13 protein-coding genes are annotated in these 15798 nt (G+C 56.5%); all 13 read right to left on the minus strand.

From position 1 onward, the window contains the following. Nucleotides 1-70: 70 nt before the first annotated feature. The 13 genes from PSR63_RS19050 to PSR63_RS19110 all read right to left on the minus strand — a co-directional run bounded on the left by PSR63_RS19050 (nt 71) and on the right by PSR63_RS19110 (nt 15792). A complete protein-coding gene (locus tag PSR63_RS19050; RefSeq protein ID WP_274327267.1) occupies nt 71-1423 on the minus strand; it encodes a sigma-54-dependent transcriptional regulator in 1353 nt (450 codons plus the stop codon). 24 nt (nt 1424-1447) lie between these two features. Then, nucleotides 1448-1834, minus strand: a complete 387-nt coding sequence (locus PSR63_RS19055; protein WP_274327268.1) for a response regulator — start codon at nt 1832-1834, stop codon at nt 1448-1450. Nucleotides 1835-1843: 9 nt separating this feature from the next. Beyond that, nucleotides 1844-3928 carry a protoglobin domain-containing protein gene (locus PSR63_RS19060; protein WP_274327269.1) on the minus strand — a complete coding sequence of 695 codons (2085 nt, stop codon included), beginning with the start codon at nt 3926-3928 and terminating at the stop codon, nt 1844-1846. A 200-nt stretch (nt 3929-4128) separates the two neighbouring features. After that, a complete protein-coding gene (locus PSR63_RS19065; protein ID WP_274327270.1) occupies nt 4129-4515 on the minus strand; it encodes a nuclear transport factor 2 family protein in 387 nt (128 codons plus the stop codon). Nucleotides 4516-4565: 50 nt separating this feature from the next. Next, a complete protein-coding gene (locus PSR63_RS19070) occupies nt 4566-5375 on the minus strand; it encodes an AraC family transcriptional regulator (RefSeq protein WP_274327271.1) in 810 nt (269 codons plus the stop codon). A gap of 486 nt (nt 5376-5861) precedes the next feature. Further along, nucleotides 5862-7268, minus strand: coding sequence for a DUF1501 domain-containing protein (locus tag PSR63_RS19075; RefSeq protein ID WP_274327272.1), 1407 nt, complete (start codon nt 7266-7268; stop codon nt 5862-5864). A gap of 31 nt (nt 7269-7299) precedes the next feature. After that, entirely contained in the window at nt 7300-10203 is a 2904-nt protein-coding gene (locus PSR63_RS19080) for a PSD1 and planctomycete cytochrome C domain-containing protein (protein WP_274327273.1), read from the minus strand. Next, nucleotides 10184-11821, minus strand: coding sequence for a LamG-like jellyroll fold domain-containing protein (locus tag PSR63_RS19085; RefSeq protein ID WP_274327274.1), 1638 nt, complete (start codon nt 11819-11821; stop codon nt 10184-10186). Before PSR63_RS19085 ends, PSR63_RS19080 begins: the two co-directional genes overlap by 20 nt. A 2-nt stretch (nt 11822-11823) precedes the next feature. Continuing rightward, entirely contained in the window at nt 11824-12345 is a 522-nt protein-coding gene (locus PSR63_RS19090) for a sigma-70 family RNA polymerase sigma factor (RefSeq protein WP_274327275.1), read from the minus strand. Nucleotides 12346-12446: 101 nt separating this feature from the next. Beyond that, nucleotides 12447-13205, minus strand: coding sequence for a phosphate ABC transporter ATP-binding protein (locus PSR63_RS19095; protein WP_274327276.1), 759 nt, complete (start codon nt 13203-13205; stop codon nt 12447-12449). After that, nucleotides 13202-14098, minus strand: a complete 897-nt coding sequence (gene pstA / locus PSR63_RS19100) for a phosphate ABC transporter permease PstA (RefSeq protein WP_274327277.1) — start codon at nt 14096-14098, stop codon at nt 13202-13204. The genes PSR63_RS19095 and pstA overlap by 4 nt, the downstream gene beginning before the upstream one ends. Continuing rightward, entirely contained in the window at nt 14085-14936 is an 852-nt protein-coding gene (gene pstC, locus PSR63_RS19105; RefSeq protein WP_274327278.1) for a phosphate ABC transporter permease subunit PstC, read from the minus strand. Before pstC ends, pstA begins: the two co-directional genes overlap by 14 nt. Next, nucleotides 14923-15792, minus strand: a complete 870-nt coding sequence (locus PSR63_RS19110) for a phosphate ABC transporter substrate-binding protein (RefSeq protein ID WP_274327279.1) — start codon at nt 15790-15792, stop codon at nt 14923-14925. The genes pstC and PSR63_RS19110 overlap by 14 nt, the downstream gene beginning before the upstream one ends. Nucleotides 15793-15798: the final 6 nt, after the last annotated feature.

Consider the following 15798-nt stretch of genomic DNA (forward strand, 5'->3'; position numbering starts at 1 on the left):
TTGCGGTCGAAAGCGTTGCTACCAAAAGAATTGTGACAGAGTCGCACGACACAGTGCGATATGGCGCGCCTCAGGAATCGTCGATATCGTACTTCTCGAGCAGGCGATAGAGAGTGCGTCGACTCACACCGAGAGCTTGGGCGGCCTTAGTTTTGTTGCCCTGATGGTCTTGGTAGACCTGTTCGATATGCTGCCGCGTGAGTCGGCCAAGATCGGTGGTTGTGAGGTCGTGAGAAGCCTGTGTGTTGCCAGCGGCAATGACTTCGTCTGGGAAGTTCAACAGCTCAATCAGATGATCATCCGCCAAGATCTTGGCGCGTTCTACCGCGTTGCGGAGCTGGCGAATATTGCCGGGCCAGCGATAGCGAGAAAGCGCTTCGATCAAGCCTTGTTCCAACTCCCAATCGGTACCGGCGAACTTGCGAACCAACAACTGCAGATCGTTGCCACGATCGCGTAGCGAAGGCAGAGTGATGGTGATCACGTTCAGGCGATAGTAAAGATCCTCGCGGAATTCCCCACGGTCGGAAGCTTCGGCAAGATCGCGATTCGTTGCGGCGATGATGCGAACGTTTGCTCGCCGCTGCTGGATCGAGCCGACGCGGCGGAACGAACCGTCTTCCAGCACACGCAGCAGTTTCGCCTGCAGAGGTAACGCCAGTTCGCCGATCTCGTCGATGAAAAGCGTTCCTCCGTCGGCGACTTCAAACAGGCCCTGCTTGGCGTTGGTGGCACCCGTGAATGCACCCTTCTCGTGCCCGAACATTTCGCTTTCCAGAAGTTGCTCCGGCAACGCCGCACAATTGACGGTGATCAAGGGGAATTCGGCCACATTGCTGGCACGATGAATGGCCTGGGCGACGAGTTCTTTTCCCGTTCCGCTTTCCCCCTGAATCAATACGCTTCGGTCGGTTGGACCAACGCGTTCGATCAAGCGAAATACACCTTGCATCGGGTCGCATTCCCCGATTATTTCCGACGTTTCTGACTGTTGTTTCCGAATCAGGCCTTTGAGCTGTTGGTTCTGTTTTCGCAACAGCTGCGTGTCGCTAGCCCGTCGTACGACCGCTTCCAATTCTTTGAGACGAACAGGCTTCGTCAGGTAGTCAATCGTGCCGAGTTTCATCGCCTCGACAGCCGTTTCGATCGAGCCTTCTCCGGTCAGAATAATAATCTCGCAGTCGCTATCGACCTCGCGAGATTGTTTGACAAGCTCAATCCCGTTCAGGTCGGGCAAATGCATGTCAAAAACGGCCACTTGAAACGCATGATGCTTCATCAGGGCCAGCGCTTCCGCCGCATTGCCGGCCGACTTAACCTGGTAGTTCAACCGCGTGAAGTAGGCCTGGAGATCTTCAAGAAGAGACGGATCGTCATCGACCAAAAGGAGGTCGATGGGAGCTTGCGGTTTGGGTGCCTGCATGGATGAAGTTTATCGCCGTTTCAATTATTTTTGGGCAGGATGATTTCCAGCGGAATCGCTATCCTCAAACGTCTTCAGTGCGTCTCGAAGTTGGGTCCGATTGATGGGCTTATTGAGATAGCGAACCACCGGTATACCCGTTTTACTTTCGAGCCATTCAGGACACTGATAGGCAGAGATGATAATCGCAGGAACAGCCTGTTGTTGCCAGATTTCCTGCAAAGCGATATCGCCATTCAGTTCCGGCATCATCATATCCGTAATGATCAAGTCGGGCGAGGACTTTCGGCACGACTCGACAAGCGATTTTCCGTCACCAGCAACCGCCAAGACCTCGTGCCCGAGGTGAGGCAAGATCTTGGAGAAGTAGTCTCGCATGTCTTGTTCGTCGTCGGCTACGATAATTTTCACTGCGAACCTCTAACGCAACGGAATTCCACCTGCCGAGATGGAAACAATAAACTTGGCCCCAGAACCGGCTTGGCTGACCGGTGTGATGGTGCCTCCATGGGCTTCTACGATTCGCGAAGCAATTGCCATGCCTAAGCCGGATCCTTTCGTTTTGGTCGTAAAAAATGGGTCCAACATTCTTCGGGCAACCGTTTCGTCAAACCCGGGTCCATTGTCGGTCAGGGTGATCACGATGTGCGAACTATCGCCGGTCTCAATTTCGGCGCAAATTCTTGCTGGATCTGGGGTTGCCGCCAACGAGTTCTCTAGCAAATTCCGAAATACCTGGATCAGGCGAAACTCATCCGCTTGAAGCGTGACATCACGCCCGCCTGAGATTTCCAAAGTTGCGTCTCGATTTCTTCGTAAAGGTTCGGTTTGGTCCCAGGCCCGGCGGCAAGTGGCGATCAGGTCGACCGGTTTGGTTTCGAGGACGATCGGGGCCGCATAACTGCGGACCTCGTCAAAAAGCCATTGCAGATCGTCTTGGGCCTGCTGAAGCCGACCGATCAGTTTCATTTCCTCCGATGCCGGTTCGAACTCCAGTTCCAGCATTTCGGTACAGGCCTGAATGCGTTGCAGGGCGTTTCGGCTTTCGTGGGCGATGCCGGTAATCATCTGGCCGATTGCCGCAAGCCGTTCTGCCTGAAGTTGTTGACGCCGCTGATCCTCAGAGTCGGTAATGTCATGCAAGAGCCAGATCTCATCGATGGCCGACTCGAATTTGAGTTTCGCGATCGTTCGTATTTCTCGGTCGGCCCGCTGAATGCGAACCTCCGACTGCTGAATCTTCCCCGCGTGCGGATCGGCGGGACCTGGAGACGATTCGTCAACTTCCGGCTCGACGAGCAGTTTCTTCCAGTCATCCAGCGAATTGAGCTCTTCCCGGGTGTAACCGGTCATGTTCTCGACGCCCTGATTGACCTGCAGCATGTCATTCACCACGTAAACCGCCCCGGCAGGTAGCCGATCGATTAGACGCCGCAGTTGGTGCTCGCTCTGCCGCTGCTGGTTTTCAATCCCCTTGCGATGGATGGCGTTGGCCAGAATATTGGCAAGGGATACCAGAAAGTCGTGATCGGATGCTTGAAACTGCCGATGCTGTCGAAAATGGACCGCTAGGATGCCGTAGATTTCGTTTTCGTTGCGAATGGCGACCTGAATGCTGCTGACGATCCGCTGCTTCTTGAACAGCGCTGGATATTCCAAATCTGTTTGCAGGTCATGATCGTCAACTTCCATCGAGTCCTTGCTCGAAAGAATTATGTCGAAATACGATCCGACCTCCAAATCGCCGATCGATTGCCCCAGGATTTCCTTGGGCCAGCCCGAAGCCGAGCGAAAGAAGAACGTATTTTTCTCAGGGACGAACTTCAGTAGTTCGCAGTAGTCTGCCTGGAGGGACTCCGTTAAATAGGCGATTGCCTGATCGTAGAGCACTTCTAGCGGGGCTCCGGCCAGGGCATCGCGACTCAGCAGCGCGAGACGCTTTTGTTGACCCAGTCGGGCATGATTGACGGGGATCTGACGAGACTGGTACTCCTTGTAATACGAGTCCGACATCAAAGCCAACTCGAAGTCCAATCGTTTGTTGAGCGATCGCTGAAGCAGGTCTCGCTCGTTCGCGGACAATTCTTCGAGATTCTCCAACACGCTACCGAGGTGCCCTCGAATGCGGGCAAACGCCGCATTGACGTAAACCTGATCGAGACCGATGTCGACATGTTTTCGCCCAATACGCCATCGCTTCTCTAAGTAGGCGGCATCATGTTGGCCAAGTAAAGCCTCGCCAAGCCACTCGCGAAGGCTTACCTTCAATCGCTCGATCTGCTGCTCGCCACCGGTGATTACGCGCAAAGCGGCGGGGTGATTGAGGATCTCCTGATAAAAGTCGGAGACCACATGATCAAAGTGGGGCTGAAGTAGTTCCAGCAATCGCCTGGAACAGTCATCGTCGTCCGGTGTCCAATTGATATACCGTTTGAATTCCTCAAAGCGACGCCCGACATATTGATCGAAACTTACTTCGCTGGCGGAAGACGAAGGTTGGTCCATTTCCATAGTTGCTCATCTGCGAGATGACGATGTAGTGCTGCTGGGAGCTGATCTCAGAAGCTCGCTCTATAAACACTTTCTAACAGATTCAGACGCGCGGCGGACATCCATGCCGCGTAAAAATCGAGGCGATCGTCAAGCAATGCGCAAGTGCGTGTTTTCAAGAAGGCAGCGGGGCAGATGCTTATGGGAGAACGGTGTTAGAACATCCCGTTCTCATTGGCCGACTCGTCCGGCACGGTCTGCAGGACATCCCAGTGCTCGACGACCTTGCCGTTGGCATCAAAGCGAAAGATATCGATGCCAGCCCAGTCCGATTCACCGGGCCAGGTTTGATGGCAGTGGAGCACGACGTAGTCCCCTTCGGCGATCGCACGAACAACGCGGACACGTTTGCCTGGGTACTCGGCTGCCATTCGCTCGAAGTAGTCGATGAAGGCCTGCTTGCCATCGCCAACCATCGGGTTGTGTTGGATGTACGTTTCTCCAACGTAATGCTCGACTGCCTCGGCCGGACGGCAGTCGTTGAACATCATCTCGTAAAACGCCATGGCGTTTTGTTTGTTTCGCTCTTCGCGCTCGCCCATGATGCGCCTTTGGGAACTGCAGGTGCTTAGTCTCCGGATCAGAGCTGACGCTAAAGCTTCGGTTTTCGCAGAACCGATTCTTTGCGGAACCGCGCTGGTGTTACCCCGGTCAAGCGCCGAAACGTCTTGGTGAACGCACTTTGATCGCAGAAGCCATGCTGTTTGGCGATCTCAGCGATGGGCGTCTCGGTCGTTTGCAGAATGTGACAAGCACTCTCGATCCGAGTTTTGAGGATGAATTCGTGAATTCCGGTTCCCATCGCCTCGCGAAACGCGCGTTGGAGTTGCCGAGGCGATAATTCCGACAGTTCGGCTAGTTCATTGATAGAAATCGTGCGGCGGAAGTGCTGGCGGATGTATTCGATCGCCGTACTGACCCGCGAAAACGGCAACAGTTCCTGCTTCTTTCCTTCGTAGCTATGGACCGTTCCCATCACGCCGATCGGGTGACCGGTTTTATCGAACACCGGTAGCTTGTTGGTCACAAACCAGTCGAGGATCCGCTGTTCGCTGTACCAGATCTCGACATGGTTCACGAGGGCCCGCCCGGTTTCCATCACCTTTCGGTCGTCGCGGACAAAGTTGTCGGCAATCGAGGGAGGGAAAAAGTCGTAGTCGGTGCGACCCACGATTTCCGCTTCCGAGGCGACGCCCAGCCGCTTCTGAATCGCTCGACTGGCGCAGATCATCCGGCTCCTTTCGTCCTTCAAAAAGAAGAACGTGCCTGGCATCAATTCAAACAGGTGCCGAAGTTGTTGGTCACCACCCATGCGTTGGAAGAATTCGGACTGAATTCGCTTCCACTCAGGAACCTTAGAGATGGGACCGTTGTATGCATTTTGAGGAGTCACTTGGATCATGGGGATTGCTGACTGCGAAGGGAGACTAAGGTTCCGGCTTACGACGGACGACCGATTGGACTGAAGAGCAAATTGCAAAGCGTTACTTCAACAAGACACCACAACTGAAATTGGTTTCCTGTCCTGTTACGGGGGCTGATTTTCAGCTTGGGGACTTCCTCTCGCCGACTACGCGAGATGGGCATGTGCGAATGATCTCCGGCATGGATAAAAAGTTGATGATGACCTCTGGTCTAATTGCGACAGCGCAAGCCCCAGAAGAGGCAATTGCATCGTGTCTATCGAACGTTGGAAAAGTCCATCTCTGATTGGTGTTTTTGAGACAGGGGCTAAAGTGTCGTCGATCCAGGGATGAAGTGGCTAACAAACTAAGGTAATCGTATCGGTCCGTGAAAATAGGATATAAGACAAAAGCGACATGCTGGTGGAAATTGTCGAAGCTCGTCAGGGTTTGGTTAGAATGCGACACAAAAAATTCGGTTGCGGTCACGCGATCAAGTCCGAAATGACCTCTCCACCGAATTGGCTTAGTTGTTTAAAACGGCCTCCGTGGAAGTAGGTGAGCTTGTTGTCGTCCAAGCCAAGTAAGTGGAGCAGCGTTACATGTAGATCGCGAATCGGATGGACACATTCGATGGCCGAGCGACCGAGTTCATCGGTGGCACCAACGACGCCTGGGCGGACGCCGCCACCGGCCATCAACATGGTCATCGCCTGATTGTTGTGCCCGCGCCCCAGCGAGTAGACGCCACCTCGCCTATTGTTGTCAGGCGTGCGTCCAAATTCACCTGTCCAGATGACGAGCGTATCTTCCAAGAGACCACGTTGCTTGAGATCACGAATCAATGCCGCGATCGGTTTGTCAACACTTTTGATACGGGACGTATGTCCTCGCTCGAGATAGTCGTGACTATCCCAACCACCACTGAAGATCTGCACGAAGCGAACGCCGTTCTCGACCAGCCTGCGAGCCATCAGACATTGTCTTCCGAAGGCCTTGGTTTCCGGTTGATCCAGTCCGTACATCTCGTGCGTGGCTTCGGTTTCCTGTTGAAGATCGATCACGTCTGGCACTTCGGCCTGCATACGGAACGCGAGTTCGTAACTTTCCATCCGTGCGAGCAGACGCTTGTCTTCGATACCGAGAGACTCCTGGTAACTCGAATTGAGTGCCGCCAACTCGTCCAATGCACGACGCTGGTGCTCGCGAGTTTTGTAGGCGGGCGGCGCCAGGTCGAGGATCGGAGAGCCTTCGGGGCGGAGCCGCGTGCCTTGGTAGTAAGGAGGCAGGAAGCCGTTGCTCCAGTTGCCTGGACCACCTTGCGGCAATGCCAACTCGGTCATCACCACGTAGCCAGGCAGGTTCTGGTTGACGGTTCCCAGGCCATAGGTGGCCCATGCTCCGATCGCCGGATCGCCACCCAAGCGGCTTCCGGTGTTCATGTGGTAGAGTGCTTCGGGATGGTTGAGCGATTCGGCCTGGCAGCCTCGGTAATTGCAAAGTTCGTTAGCAACGTAGGGATCAGCCAGGTGCTTCCATTGGTCGCACATCGAAATCCCGTTGTCACCGACCTGGCGGAACTTGAACGGACTACCGACAAAGAACTTGAACCCTTTCTCGAGCCCGCCGGTCAGCTTCGACTCTTGCTTATGCCGCTTGGTCAATTCTGGCTTGGGATCGAAGGTGTCCATATGGCCGGGACCACCTTCCATGAACAGCATGATCACGTTCTTCGCCCGGGCCGGAAGCATCGGCTTCTTCGGCGAAAGGGGCGAATCCGCACTGGGTGCGGCTTCGGCCTTGCCACTCAAGAGAGACGAAAAGGCGACACTTCCAAGCGAAGCCCCTAGGCCATAAAGAGCCTGACGACGGGTAAGTTGATGGGGAGTCATAGGATTGCCTTCGGCATGGTTTCAGGGGCGTTTAGTCGATGTACATGAATTCGTTTGAGTTCAACAGCAGCAAACAAAGGTCTGCCAAAGCTCGTGTCTCAGCTGATACGTCTGCTGGCTTGGTGTCCTGCTCGTAGTTCTCAAACACCGGGAGGATTTCGGTGTACTCAAAGACATCGCCGGAAAACTCTTCTACCAGCGAACGCGTAATTTCCGTGGGATAGGTTGCCGGTCGAGGAGCTTTATCGGCATGGTACACCTGCATTTGGGCTACGTATTTCGAGAGCCGATCGCTCTCCCGCTCTGTGGCATGACGCCCCAAGGCCAACCGGAAGGCCAGATCGATCTGATCCGGCAAGGTCTCCGCGGATGCTTCCAGACGTAGAGCAAAGGCTAGCGAGCGGTCGATCATCGTGTCGCTATTCAGGAGCGTGAACACTTGAGGGGTGACTGCGGCCGCTTCACGCAGTTCGCATGAGTCATTCGGATTCGGTTGGTTGAACAGTTCGGTAAAAGGATCAGCCTGACCGCGAACGTGATAGGCATAAATGGTCCGACGGTTCCGTTCCTCTGAGGTGCGCGAAGGCTGGTAGGCCGGTGCCAGCGAGAACTGGATCATGCGTGGTTGCAGGGCCACTTCCATGGTGATCTCCGGCATAACAGGCAAGCCGCCTTGGCAGTGCACCAGTTCGCCAGTGATCGATAAAATGCCATCCCGGATTTCTTCCGCACTCAGCCTTCGGCGGGGGAAATGCGAAAGTAATTGATTATTGGGATCGATCTCCGCAATCTCCTTTGGGGCGACCGGAATCGAGGAGCGGCGATACGCCTCAGACAGCATGATCTCGCGATGCAGTCGCTTGATCGTCCAGCCGTTATCGACGAAGTCAGCGGCCAGGTAATCGAGTAGTTCGGGATGCGATGGCTTACCGCCTTTGGCACCCAGGTTGTTTGGGTTGGCCGCGACCGCCTGACCAAAGTGGTACTGCCAGACGCGGTTTACGATCGCTCGTGACGTAAGCCCGTTCTCGGGATGAGCAATCCAGCGAGCCAGTTCCAGACGCCGTCCATCGACATCGGAGGTGACCAGGTAAGGCGACTCACTCGAAGAATTCGCGGGAAGACCCACAGCACTCAGCACGCCAGGTTGCACGGCATCGCCCAGCGCCGTTAGTGCACCACCGATCAGGATATGTTGAACAACGTCGGTCTCTGGTGGCTTGGGCCGCTTGATGCGAAGCTTCCGAGCAAACGTGCCACCAATTTGCGATGCCGGCGCGTTGTAGACGCTTTGTGCCATCGGCTCGAAGCGTTCCAAGCGACGCGTCCAGATCCATTCGTCCTGCTCGCGGACTTTCAGCTGTCCTTGTTCGACATGATCCAGGCCACAATGTCGCGGCGGCTTCTCATCGTCAGGCAGATTGCGACGCTCGGATTCGTTCTTATAGGGAAGGTCATGCTCATCGAACCACTGCTTCGCGGCCGCTTCCCGTTTGTCGACCAGTTTGTTCTTCTCGTCGACGGCAAACTTCAGCATCCGCTCGACTTGCTTCTTCTGGTCATCGAATCGCGCGAGATTCTCTTCTGGCAGGAACGGTACGTTACGTTCGGCCATGTGCGTCGTCGCAAACGCCGAGTACATCCGGTAGTAGTCGCGAGTCGGCAGAGGATCGAACTTGTGATCGTGACACTTGCAACAACGCATTGTTTGTCCGAGGAACGTTTGCCCGGTGATGTTTACCAGGTCGTCCAGATAGATTTGGCGAGCCTCTTCGGTTTCGACCATCGCGTTGTCCCAGGGCCCCATCCGTAAGAAGCCAGTCGCCACGATCCATTCCGACTCTTGTTCGTTATAGGCACCGCTTTGCTGGACCTGGTAAACGTCCTTTTGCTTGCCGCCGGTTCGCTCTCGTACGGATTCGTCGGCAAGTTCATCACCAGCCAACTGTTCAACCACGAACTCGTTATACGGTTTGTCTTCGTTGAACGAACGAATCACGTAGTCGCGGTAACGCCACATGTTGGAACGTTCGTAGTCATTGGCCATGCCACCGGTGTCGGCATAACGTGTGACATCAAGCCAATGTCGTCCCCAACGTTCTCCGTAGCGGGGATTCTCCAGCAGCCGATCGATCAGATCGGTCCAAGCACGACTGGCATCTACGGACCATGCAGTTTCAAAGGCGTCGATTTCCTCAGGCGTCGGCGGTAGGCCTAAGAGGTCCCAGGTAGCACGAAGGATCAGTTGTCGTGGCTGGGCCTGTTCTGCGGCAGGAAGATTGGCGCCTGCCAGCTTACTGCTGACGAACCGATCGATCGCTTGGTGAAGCGCTACGTCATCGTCCAGCAATTCTTTCTTCTTGCTCAGCTTCTGAAACGCCCACAAGTCGTGTGGATCGTAGCGACGATTGGTCCACTCGTCGGAGGTGCCCCCACTGGTCCTGACCAACTGCCCCTGGTCGCTGGTCAGGTTCTCCCACTCGGCATCGCGGATCTCGGTTTGTCGCTCGGCCGAAGGCCAAGGAGCCCCGGCCGCGATCCAAATCCGCAGGTCCTTAATCTGCGTTTCGCTTAAGCGGTCGTTTTCCTTGGGTGGCATTTCATAGCCGTTCCAGAGAACTGCCTGGTAGAGTGAACTTTCTTCCGGCTTGCCAGGCACCAACGAAGGTTCGCCTGACTCGCCGCCGGTTAACATGCCATCGCGGGTCAGCAGATTGTAGTCGCCGCGCACGTCTTCTTTATCACTGCCGTGGCAGCCAAAGCACTTGGCCTGCAAGACAGGCAGAACCTTCAAAGTGAAGAGCGTTTCCGCTTCGTGCGTGCTTGTCTCGGTGGGCTCATTCGCGTTGGCGACTCGGGACTGTCCCCAGAAGCCGAGCACGGCGATCGCCAGTGCGAGACGAATCAAAAACGTCTTAGGGCTTACCATGGTCATAAATATCTTGAATTTCATCGGAAGTCAGGGCAGAAGAGAAAATCATGAACTCGTCGATCCGACCGTTCAGATTCCGAACGGCAAATTCGGCGTCAGGCAGCGTGGGAAGTTCCCAGTTGCCAATCGATGCCGTTCCGATTTGAGCGGAGGCTGGCATCTGCTCTACGGGAACGATGTGCCGACTAAGTTCTTTGCCGTTGAGATAGTGAATGATGGTGCGTGAATCCCAATCGCACGTAACGGCCAGGTGAATCCACTTCCCTTGCAGGGTAGGATTCCAGAACGATGGGGAAAGCGCTTTGAAGTCTCTGGGGCCATCTTTGTTCACGCGATCGACCGGTCGCACCGAGAAGTACAACTGGCCCGAATCGAGGATCTGCCAATGTGGTTCTCCCTTGTCGTACGAGTCGGTCAAAAAGAGCGAGTTGTACATCCGGTCCAGGCTGTCGATCCGTGTCCAGCACGAAAACGTCAGCGACTTGAACTGGCCAGGGATATTCACGCGAACGCGATCGGCCGGCTGCTTGAACTCAAGCGAGCTCTTCTCGGGCCAGCGCCCTTCGACGACCTTTGCCCCGATGATCGCACCGTCGAGGTCGCGATTGGTCGGCATGACTTCACATGTCAGGCGGCGCTGCCAGTCGGTCAGTTGGTCGAATGCATAGTAAGTCACCAGACGCGGGTCGCTGCGAATCGAATCGGACCAGTTCTTCCACTGGGCATACCGCTGCTTGTTTTGCTGCAGGCTCAGCGACTCCAGTTCCGGAATCCCAATAAACGCTTCCGGCTGGGTGGCCGAGTCGGTCAAATCGCCTGTCTTGCCGACGCTTACGCCTTGGCCGGTGGTGATTCGGCGGACGTCTTTCGATAGCGGTTGTAGTTCGACCTCGCCGTCAAAGACTTGTACTTCAACTGCGTCGGTTGAAACGGCCATGCCGAACTCCGTACCCAGGTCCACGACTTTCATCTTGTCGGTGTCGAGCGAGAAACCACGAGCCGCTGGCGGGACGATCGCGCGGATCTTCCCTTGGCGAACGAGGGCCTGGGTCGACGACTCCAACTCGATATCGGCGGGGCCTTCCAGGACGATCGTTGCACCGCAGAAGAACTCGATCTGAGCGAGACCTTCATCCAGTTGAAACCTACCGGAGGTTAGGGCCTCGCCGACCTGCCGTGACGGCTGCCCTTCAGGCCACGCTGGCTCGACGAGACGAGTCAGGATGGCAATCCCTTGCGAGGTGTTCTCTTTGACCTCAGTCCCGCCGTTGGATGCAATTGGAGTTGATCCGTTTCCGCCAGCCAAGAAGGACCACAGCAATCCGACTGAAAGCAACACGCAAGCGGCCAGGGCAAACGCGGCGATCGACGCCCAGCTAAAGGAACTCGGCTTGGCTTGTTGGAGCAATGGACGCGACGGCAAGTTGTCGGGCAAGCTTGGCTGGGCCGCGTGGGGCTGCAGATCGAGTGCAGTCGTCAGCATCTGCCACTGGACATAGAACTTGCGTGCTTCAGGATCTTCTTTCAGCAGCGTCTGAAGTCGGACCAGATCGGCATCGCTGATCGTGCCAGCTTCCCAGTCGAATAACAGCGACTCGATTTCAGAGTATTTCTCGTTCATGGTTAACTCTCAGCGGCAAGTCGATGTTGGATACATTCGCCCAGCCGCTTGCGGATGCGAAGCAGGGCCACCTTGATCGCTCCCATACTGCGGCTGGAATCCTGGGCGATCTCATCCAGGGGCTTGGCGTCGAAGTAGCGACTCTCAATCAACTCGCGGTTCGATGGATTCAACCGTTCGATACATCGGCTGAGTGCGTCGCGGACCGAGTCAAGCTGTTCGGCCATCGATTCGGCTTCGCTTGAAATCGTTTCGACAAGTTCCGAGTCGAGCAGAACGCGGTCCCGTTTCCGGTCGCGGAGGTTGGCCAGCACCTGGTAGCGCGCGATCGTGAATGCCCAGGGGAGAAATGGCTTACGGTGATCGAACTCTTCGATCTTCCGCCACAAAACGACATTCGTTTCCTGAAGCACGTCTGCCGCATGGCTCCGCTCACAAATAAGGGAGAAGATGTAGCCATAAAGCCGGTTTTGATTCTCGGTAAGCAATTGGATGAACTGCTCGGTGGGGCTTAACTCCGCCATGGATTTTCCTTTCCACCGGTATTTACCAAAGAAAGAGGCCCGGTTACAGAAAAAAAGATTTTTCTGGCGATGAGTGCTTAGCCAGTTTCTCGCAGCTTGCGTTAGCCTTTTCTACCTGAAAGGTAGGCATTCACGATCTCACTCGAAGGGCAAGCGAACAGCTGTTCGGTCTCACCCTGCTCGATGATCTCACCGACCCCATCGCGTACCCAGAAGACGGCCAACTGGTCGGCCAGCCGGCGGGCCTGGGCCAGGTTGTGGGTCACGATGATGACCGTGTAGTCGCCCCGTAGCGACTGAATCAACTGCTCGACTCGTTCGGCGGAAATCGGATCGAGCGCGCTGCACGGTTCATCCATCAGCATCACTTTGGGCTTAAGGGCCAAGGCTCGGGCAATGCACAGCCGCTGCTGTTGGCCGCCGGAAAGCTCCAGCGCCGAATGATCCATCCGATCGTGCACTTCCTCCCATAAGCCTACCTCTTTGAGGACCGTCTCGGTGATCTGCTGTAGGGCGACTCGATTGCGCTGGCCGTGCTCCCTGAGTGCTAACTCGATATTCCGTCGGATCGACATCGGAAACGGGTTGGGCTTCTGGAAGATCATCCCTACGTTCTGGCGTAGTTGAACCGAAGAAGCAAACGCCTGGTCGATCGGCTGGCCGTCGAAGCGGATCTGCCCTTCGACGTTCGCTCCTGGGGTGATCTCGGTCATGCGGTTCAGCGCGGCCAGGAAGCTGCTCTTGCCGCAGCCGGAAGGTCCGACCAACGCCAGGACCTTTCCTGGTTGCGCTTCGATGGTCACGTTGCGTAGGACGGTGCGACCGTGATACGAGATCGAGAGGTTCTCGGTCGAGATCATTGGCCGCCTCCCGATTTCGTCTGGCTCGATAGACCGGTCATGCGCAGCAGCCAGGCAATACTGACGTTGATGGCCAGCAGTAGGATGACCAAAACGCAGGCCGTGGCGTAGGCCCGCGATCCGCCACCGGGAACGTTCATTGCCATGTCGTAAATGTGCACGCTCATCGTGCGACCAGAATCGAGCAACGACTCAGGCGTTCTCGCGACATAGCCAGCCGTAAAGATCAACGCAGCCGTCTCTGCTAGCGCTCGCCCGACACTCAGCACGATGCCGGCCACCAGCGCCGGGGCGGCTGCCGGCAAGACCACCTGTGCCAGGGTAGCCGTGCGTCCAAGGCCCAGTGCCGCTGCGGCCTGGCGGTATTCGTGAGGGACCGCGGAAATGGCTTGCTCGAACGTGCGAATCATCAGCGGCAGAATCATGCAGGCCAGCGTCAAACTGCCCGAGAGAATCGAATAACCGAGCCCCAGCGTAACAACGAACAGGGCATTGCCGAACAAGCCAAACACAATCGAGGGAACGCCGGCCAGGATGTCGAGGCAGCGGCGGACGTTCCGCGCTAGCCAACGATCTTCTACCACGCCTTCGGTCAATTCGAGAGCGGTGGCCAGGGAAAGGGGAATCGCAATCAACATAGTCACCGCGAGAAGTAGCGTCGTCGAGAGAAGGATCGGGGCAATCCCGCCGGCCAGTCCGGCATCCTGCACGTCTTGGGTCAGGAAGCTAAGATCGACTTGGGAGATTCCGCGGATGGCAATATCGGCCAGGATCCACACCAGAATCGCCATTGCCAGCCCGGCGGCCAGCCAGACGACGACGGTCACCGCGATTTCACGCCAGTGATGATGAAGCTCGTTTCTGGCAGACGCGGAGGAGTCACCCTTTTGCATGGGACGATCCTCCGCTGCGAGAAGCGGCAATCACCAGGACGCTGACGATCAGCATCAACATCAAGCCACTGACAAACAGCACCGACCGATGATCGGCCGTCGCATACCCGAGTTCCAAGGCAATGTTCGCATTGAGTGTTCGTCCTGGCGACAGCAGCGAAGTCGGCATTGTGGCGACATTGCCTGCCACCATCAGGACCGCCATCGTCTCGCCCAAAGCGCGGGTTATTGCCAAGACTAACGCCGCCCCGATACCACGGCCGGCAGCCGGTAAGACGACCTTGCCCACGACGGCCGATCGCTGCAGGCCCAGTGCGGCTGCGCCTTGAATCCATGTTCGCGGCACGGAACCGATCGCACTATCGGTCAGCAGAGCGATGGTGGGCAAGATCATCAGCCCGAGAATGATCGAGGCGGTCAACAGGTTCTGTCCGCTTCCGCCCAGCGAGGCCACTAGTGGAGCCAGAACGACCAATCCCCACAACCCAAAGACGACTGAAGGGATGCCGGCCAGAAGCTCCACCAGTCGCCGATGCCAAGTGGCCAGCGCCGGGGGAGCATAGAACTGAACGAACACCGCCGAGGCAATCCCCAGCGGTGCTGCCAGAATGATCGCTCCCAGGCTCGTGATAACCGTCGCCACGATCATCGGTGTGAGATTGAACTGGCCTGACTGGGCATGCCAACTTTCGTCAGTAAAGAAACGAACGACCCCCAGCGATGCGATCGCCGGCCACGACTCACGCAGGAGGAAGCAGAATATCAGGAGCACGACCGCGGCCGAGCCGATCGCCAGCGTGCGGCAAACGATCTTGAGCAGCTGGTCACTTCTGGGCATCCGTCTCACTTGCTGTCGGCACAAAGTACTGCGACTTCACCAGGTCGTGGACGTCGGGCGACTGGCAGTATTGAATAAACTGCGTCGCCAGGGGAGTGGGGGAGGTGGTCGTAACCACGTTCAAGGGACGGCTCATGGGAAAGGCACCGCTGGCCACATTTGAAGTGCTTGCCGCCACACCACCCAGCGGCAGCAATCGAATCGGTATCCCGGCTTCGATATCGGCTTCCGCCGTACCAATCGATACGTATCCGATGGCCCCAGGCGAACCGGCAACTGTCTTGATGGCGTGCTGGTTCTCGCCCACGATCACGTCCGGGGTCACCGCCGGGTTGTCCACGCCAAAGTGCTGCAGAAAGACTTCGAGCGTCGCCCGGCCTTCCGCTTTATGAACGACGATGATCTCTTGGTCTTCACCGCCCACTTCTTTCCAGTTGTTAATCTTGTTGGTGTAGATACCCAGGATCTGCTCCGTGGTCAGTTCACCAACCGGATTGTCGGCGTGAACAATCAACCCCACGCCATCGGCAGCGATTTGGTGGGCGATTAGATCCGCTTCGTCAGGCTTGAGTCCACGACTTGCCATACCCACATCGGCCGTGCCAAGTCGCGCGTCGGCGATCCCCTTGCTGGAGCCGCCCGTCTGTACGTCGATGCGAACCTGTGGATGCAGCTGCTCGTAGCGCTTGGCAATCTCGGTGACCAGGGGAGCCACCGTGCTCGAGCCTGTTAGCAAAAGCTTGCCGCGCAGGACGCCACCCTCTTCGAAGCTTGGCTCGGCGCGGGTTGCGCCGCTGCATCCGGCCAGGGGCAGCGCAACAAGCAGGGAAACGATCAATACGGTGACGCGCGTCATGAAGCA

Origin of the sequence: Bremerella sp. P1 (genome assembly GCF_028748185.1) — a bacterium.
Taxonomy (GTDB): domain Bacteria; phylum Planctomycetota; class Planctomycetia; order Pirellulales; family Pirellulaceae; genus Bremerella.

Coding starts and splice junctions, on each gene's coding strand:
- PSR63_RS19050 (WP_274327267.1), bottom strand. CDS start 1,423: ATGCAGGCACCCAAACCGCAAGCTCCCATCGACCTCCTTTTGGTCGAT.
- PSR63_RS19060 (WP_274327269.1), bottom strand. CDS start 3,928: ATGGACCAACCTTCGTCTTCCGCCAGCGAAGTAAGTTTCGATCAATAT.
- PSR63_RS19065 (WP_274327270.1), bottom strand. CDS start 4,515: ATGGGCGAGCGCGAAGAGCGAAACAAACAAAACGCCATGGCGTTTTAC.
- PSR63_RS19070 (WP_274327271.1), bottom strand. CDS start 5,375: ATGATCCAAGTGACTCCTCAAAATGCATACAACGGTCCCATCTCTAAG.
- PSR63_RS19075 (WP_274327272.1), bottom strand. CDS start 7,268: ATGACTCCCCATCAACTTACCCGTCGTCAGGCTCTTTATGGCCTAGGG.
- PSR63_RS19080 (WP_274327273.1), bottom strand. CDS start 10,203: ATGACCATGGTAAGCCCTAAGACGTTTTTGATTCGTCTCGCACTGGCG.
- PSR63_RS19085 (WP_274327274.1), bottom strand. CDS start 11,821: ATGAACGAGAAATACTCTGAAATCGAGTCGCTGTTATTCGACTGGGAA.
- PSR63_RS19090 (WP_274327275.1), bottom strand. CDS start 12,345: ATGGCGGAGTTAAGCCCCACCGAGCAGTTCATCCAATTGCTTACCGAG.
- PSR63_RS19095 (WP_274327276.1), bottom strand. CDS start 13,205: ATGATCTCGACCGAGAACCTCTCGATCTCGTATCACGGTCGCACCGTC.
- pstA (WP_274327277.1), bottom strand. CDS start 14,098: ATGCAAAAGGGTGACTCCTCCGCGTCTGCCAGAAACGAGCTTCATCAT.
- pstC (WP_274327278.1), bottom strand. CDS start 14,936: ATGCCCAGAAGTGACCAGCTGCTCAAGATCGTTTGCCGCACGCTGGCG.
- PSR63_RS19110 (WP_274327279.1), bottom strand. CDS start 15,792: ATGACGCGCGTCACCGTATTGATCGTTTCCCTGCTTGTTGCGCTGCCC.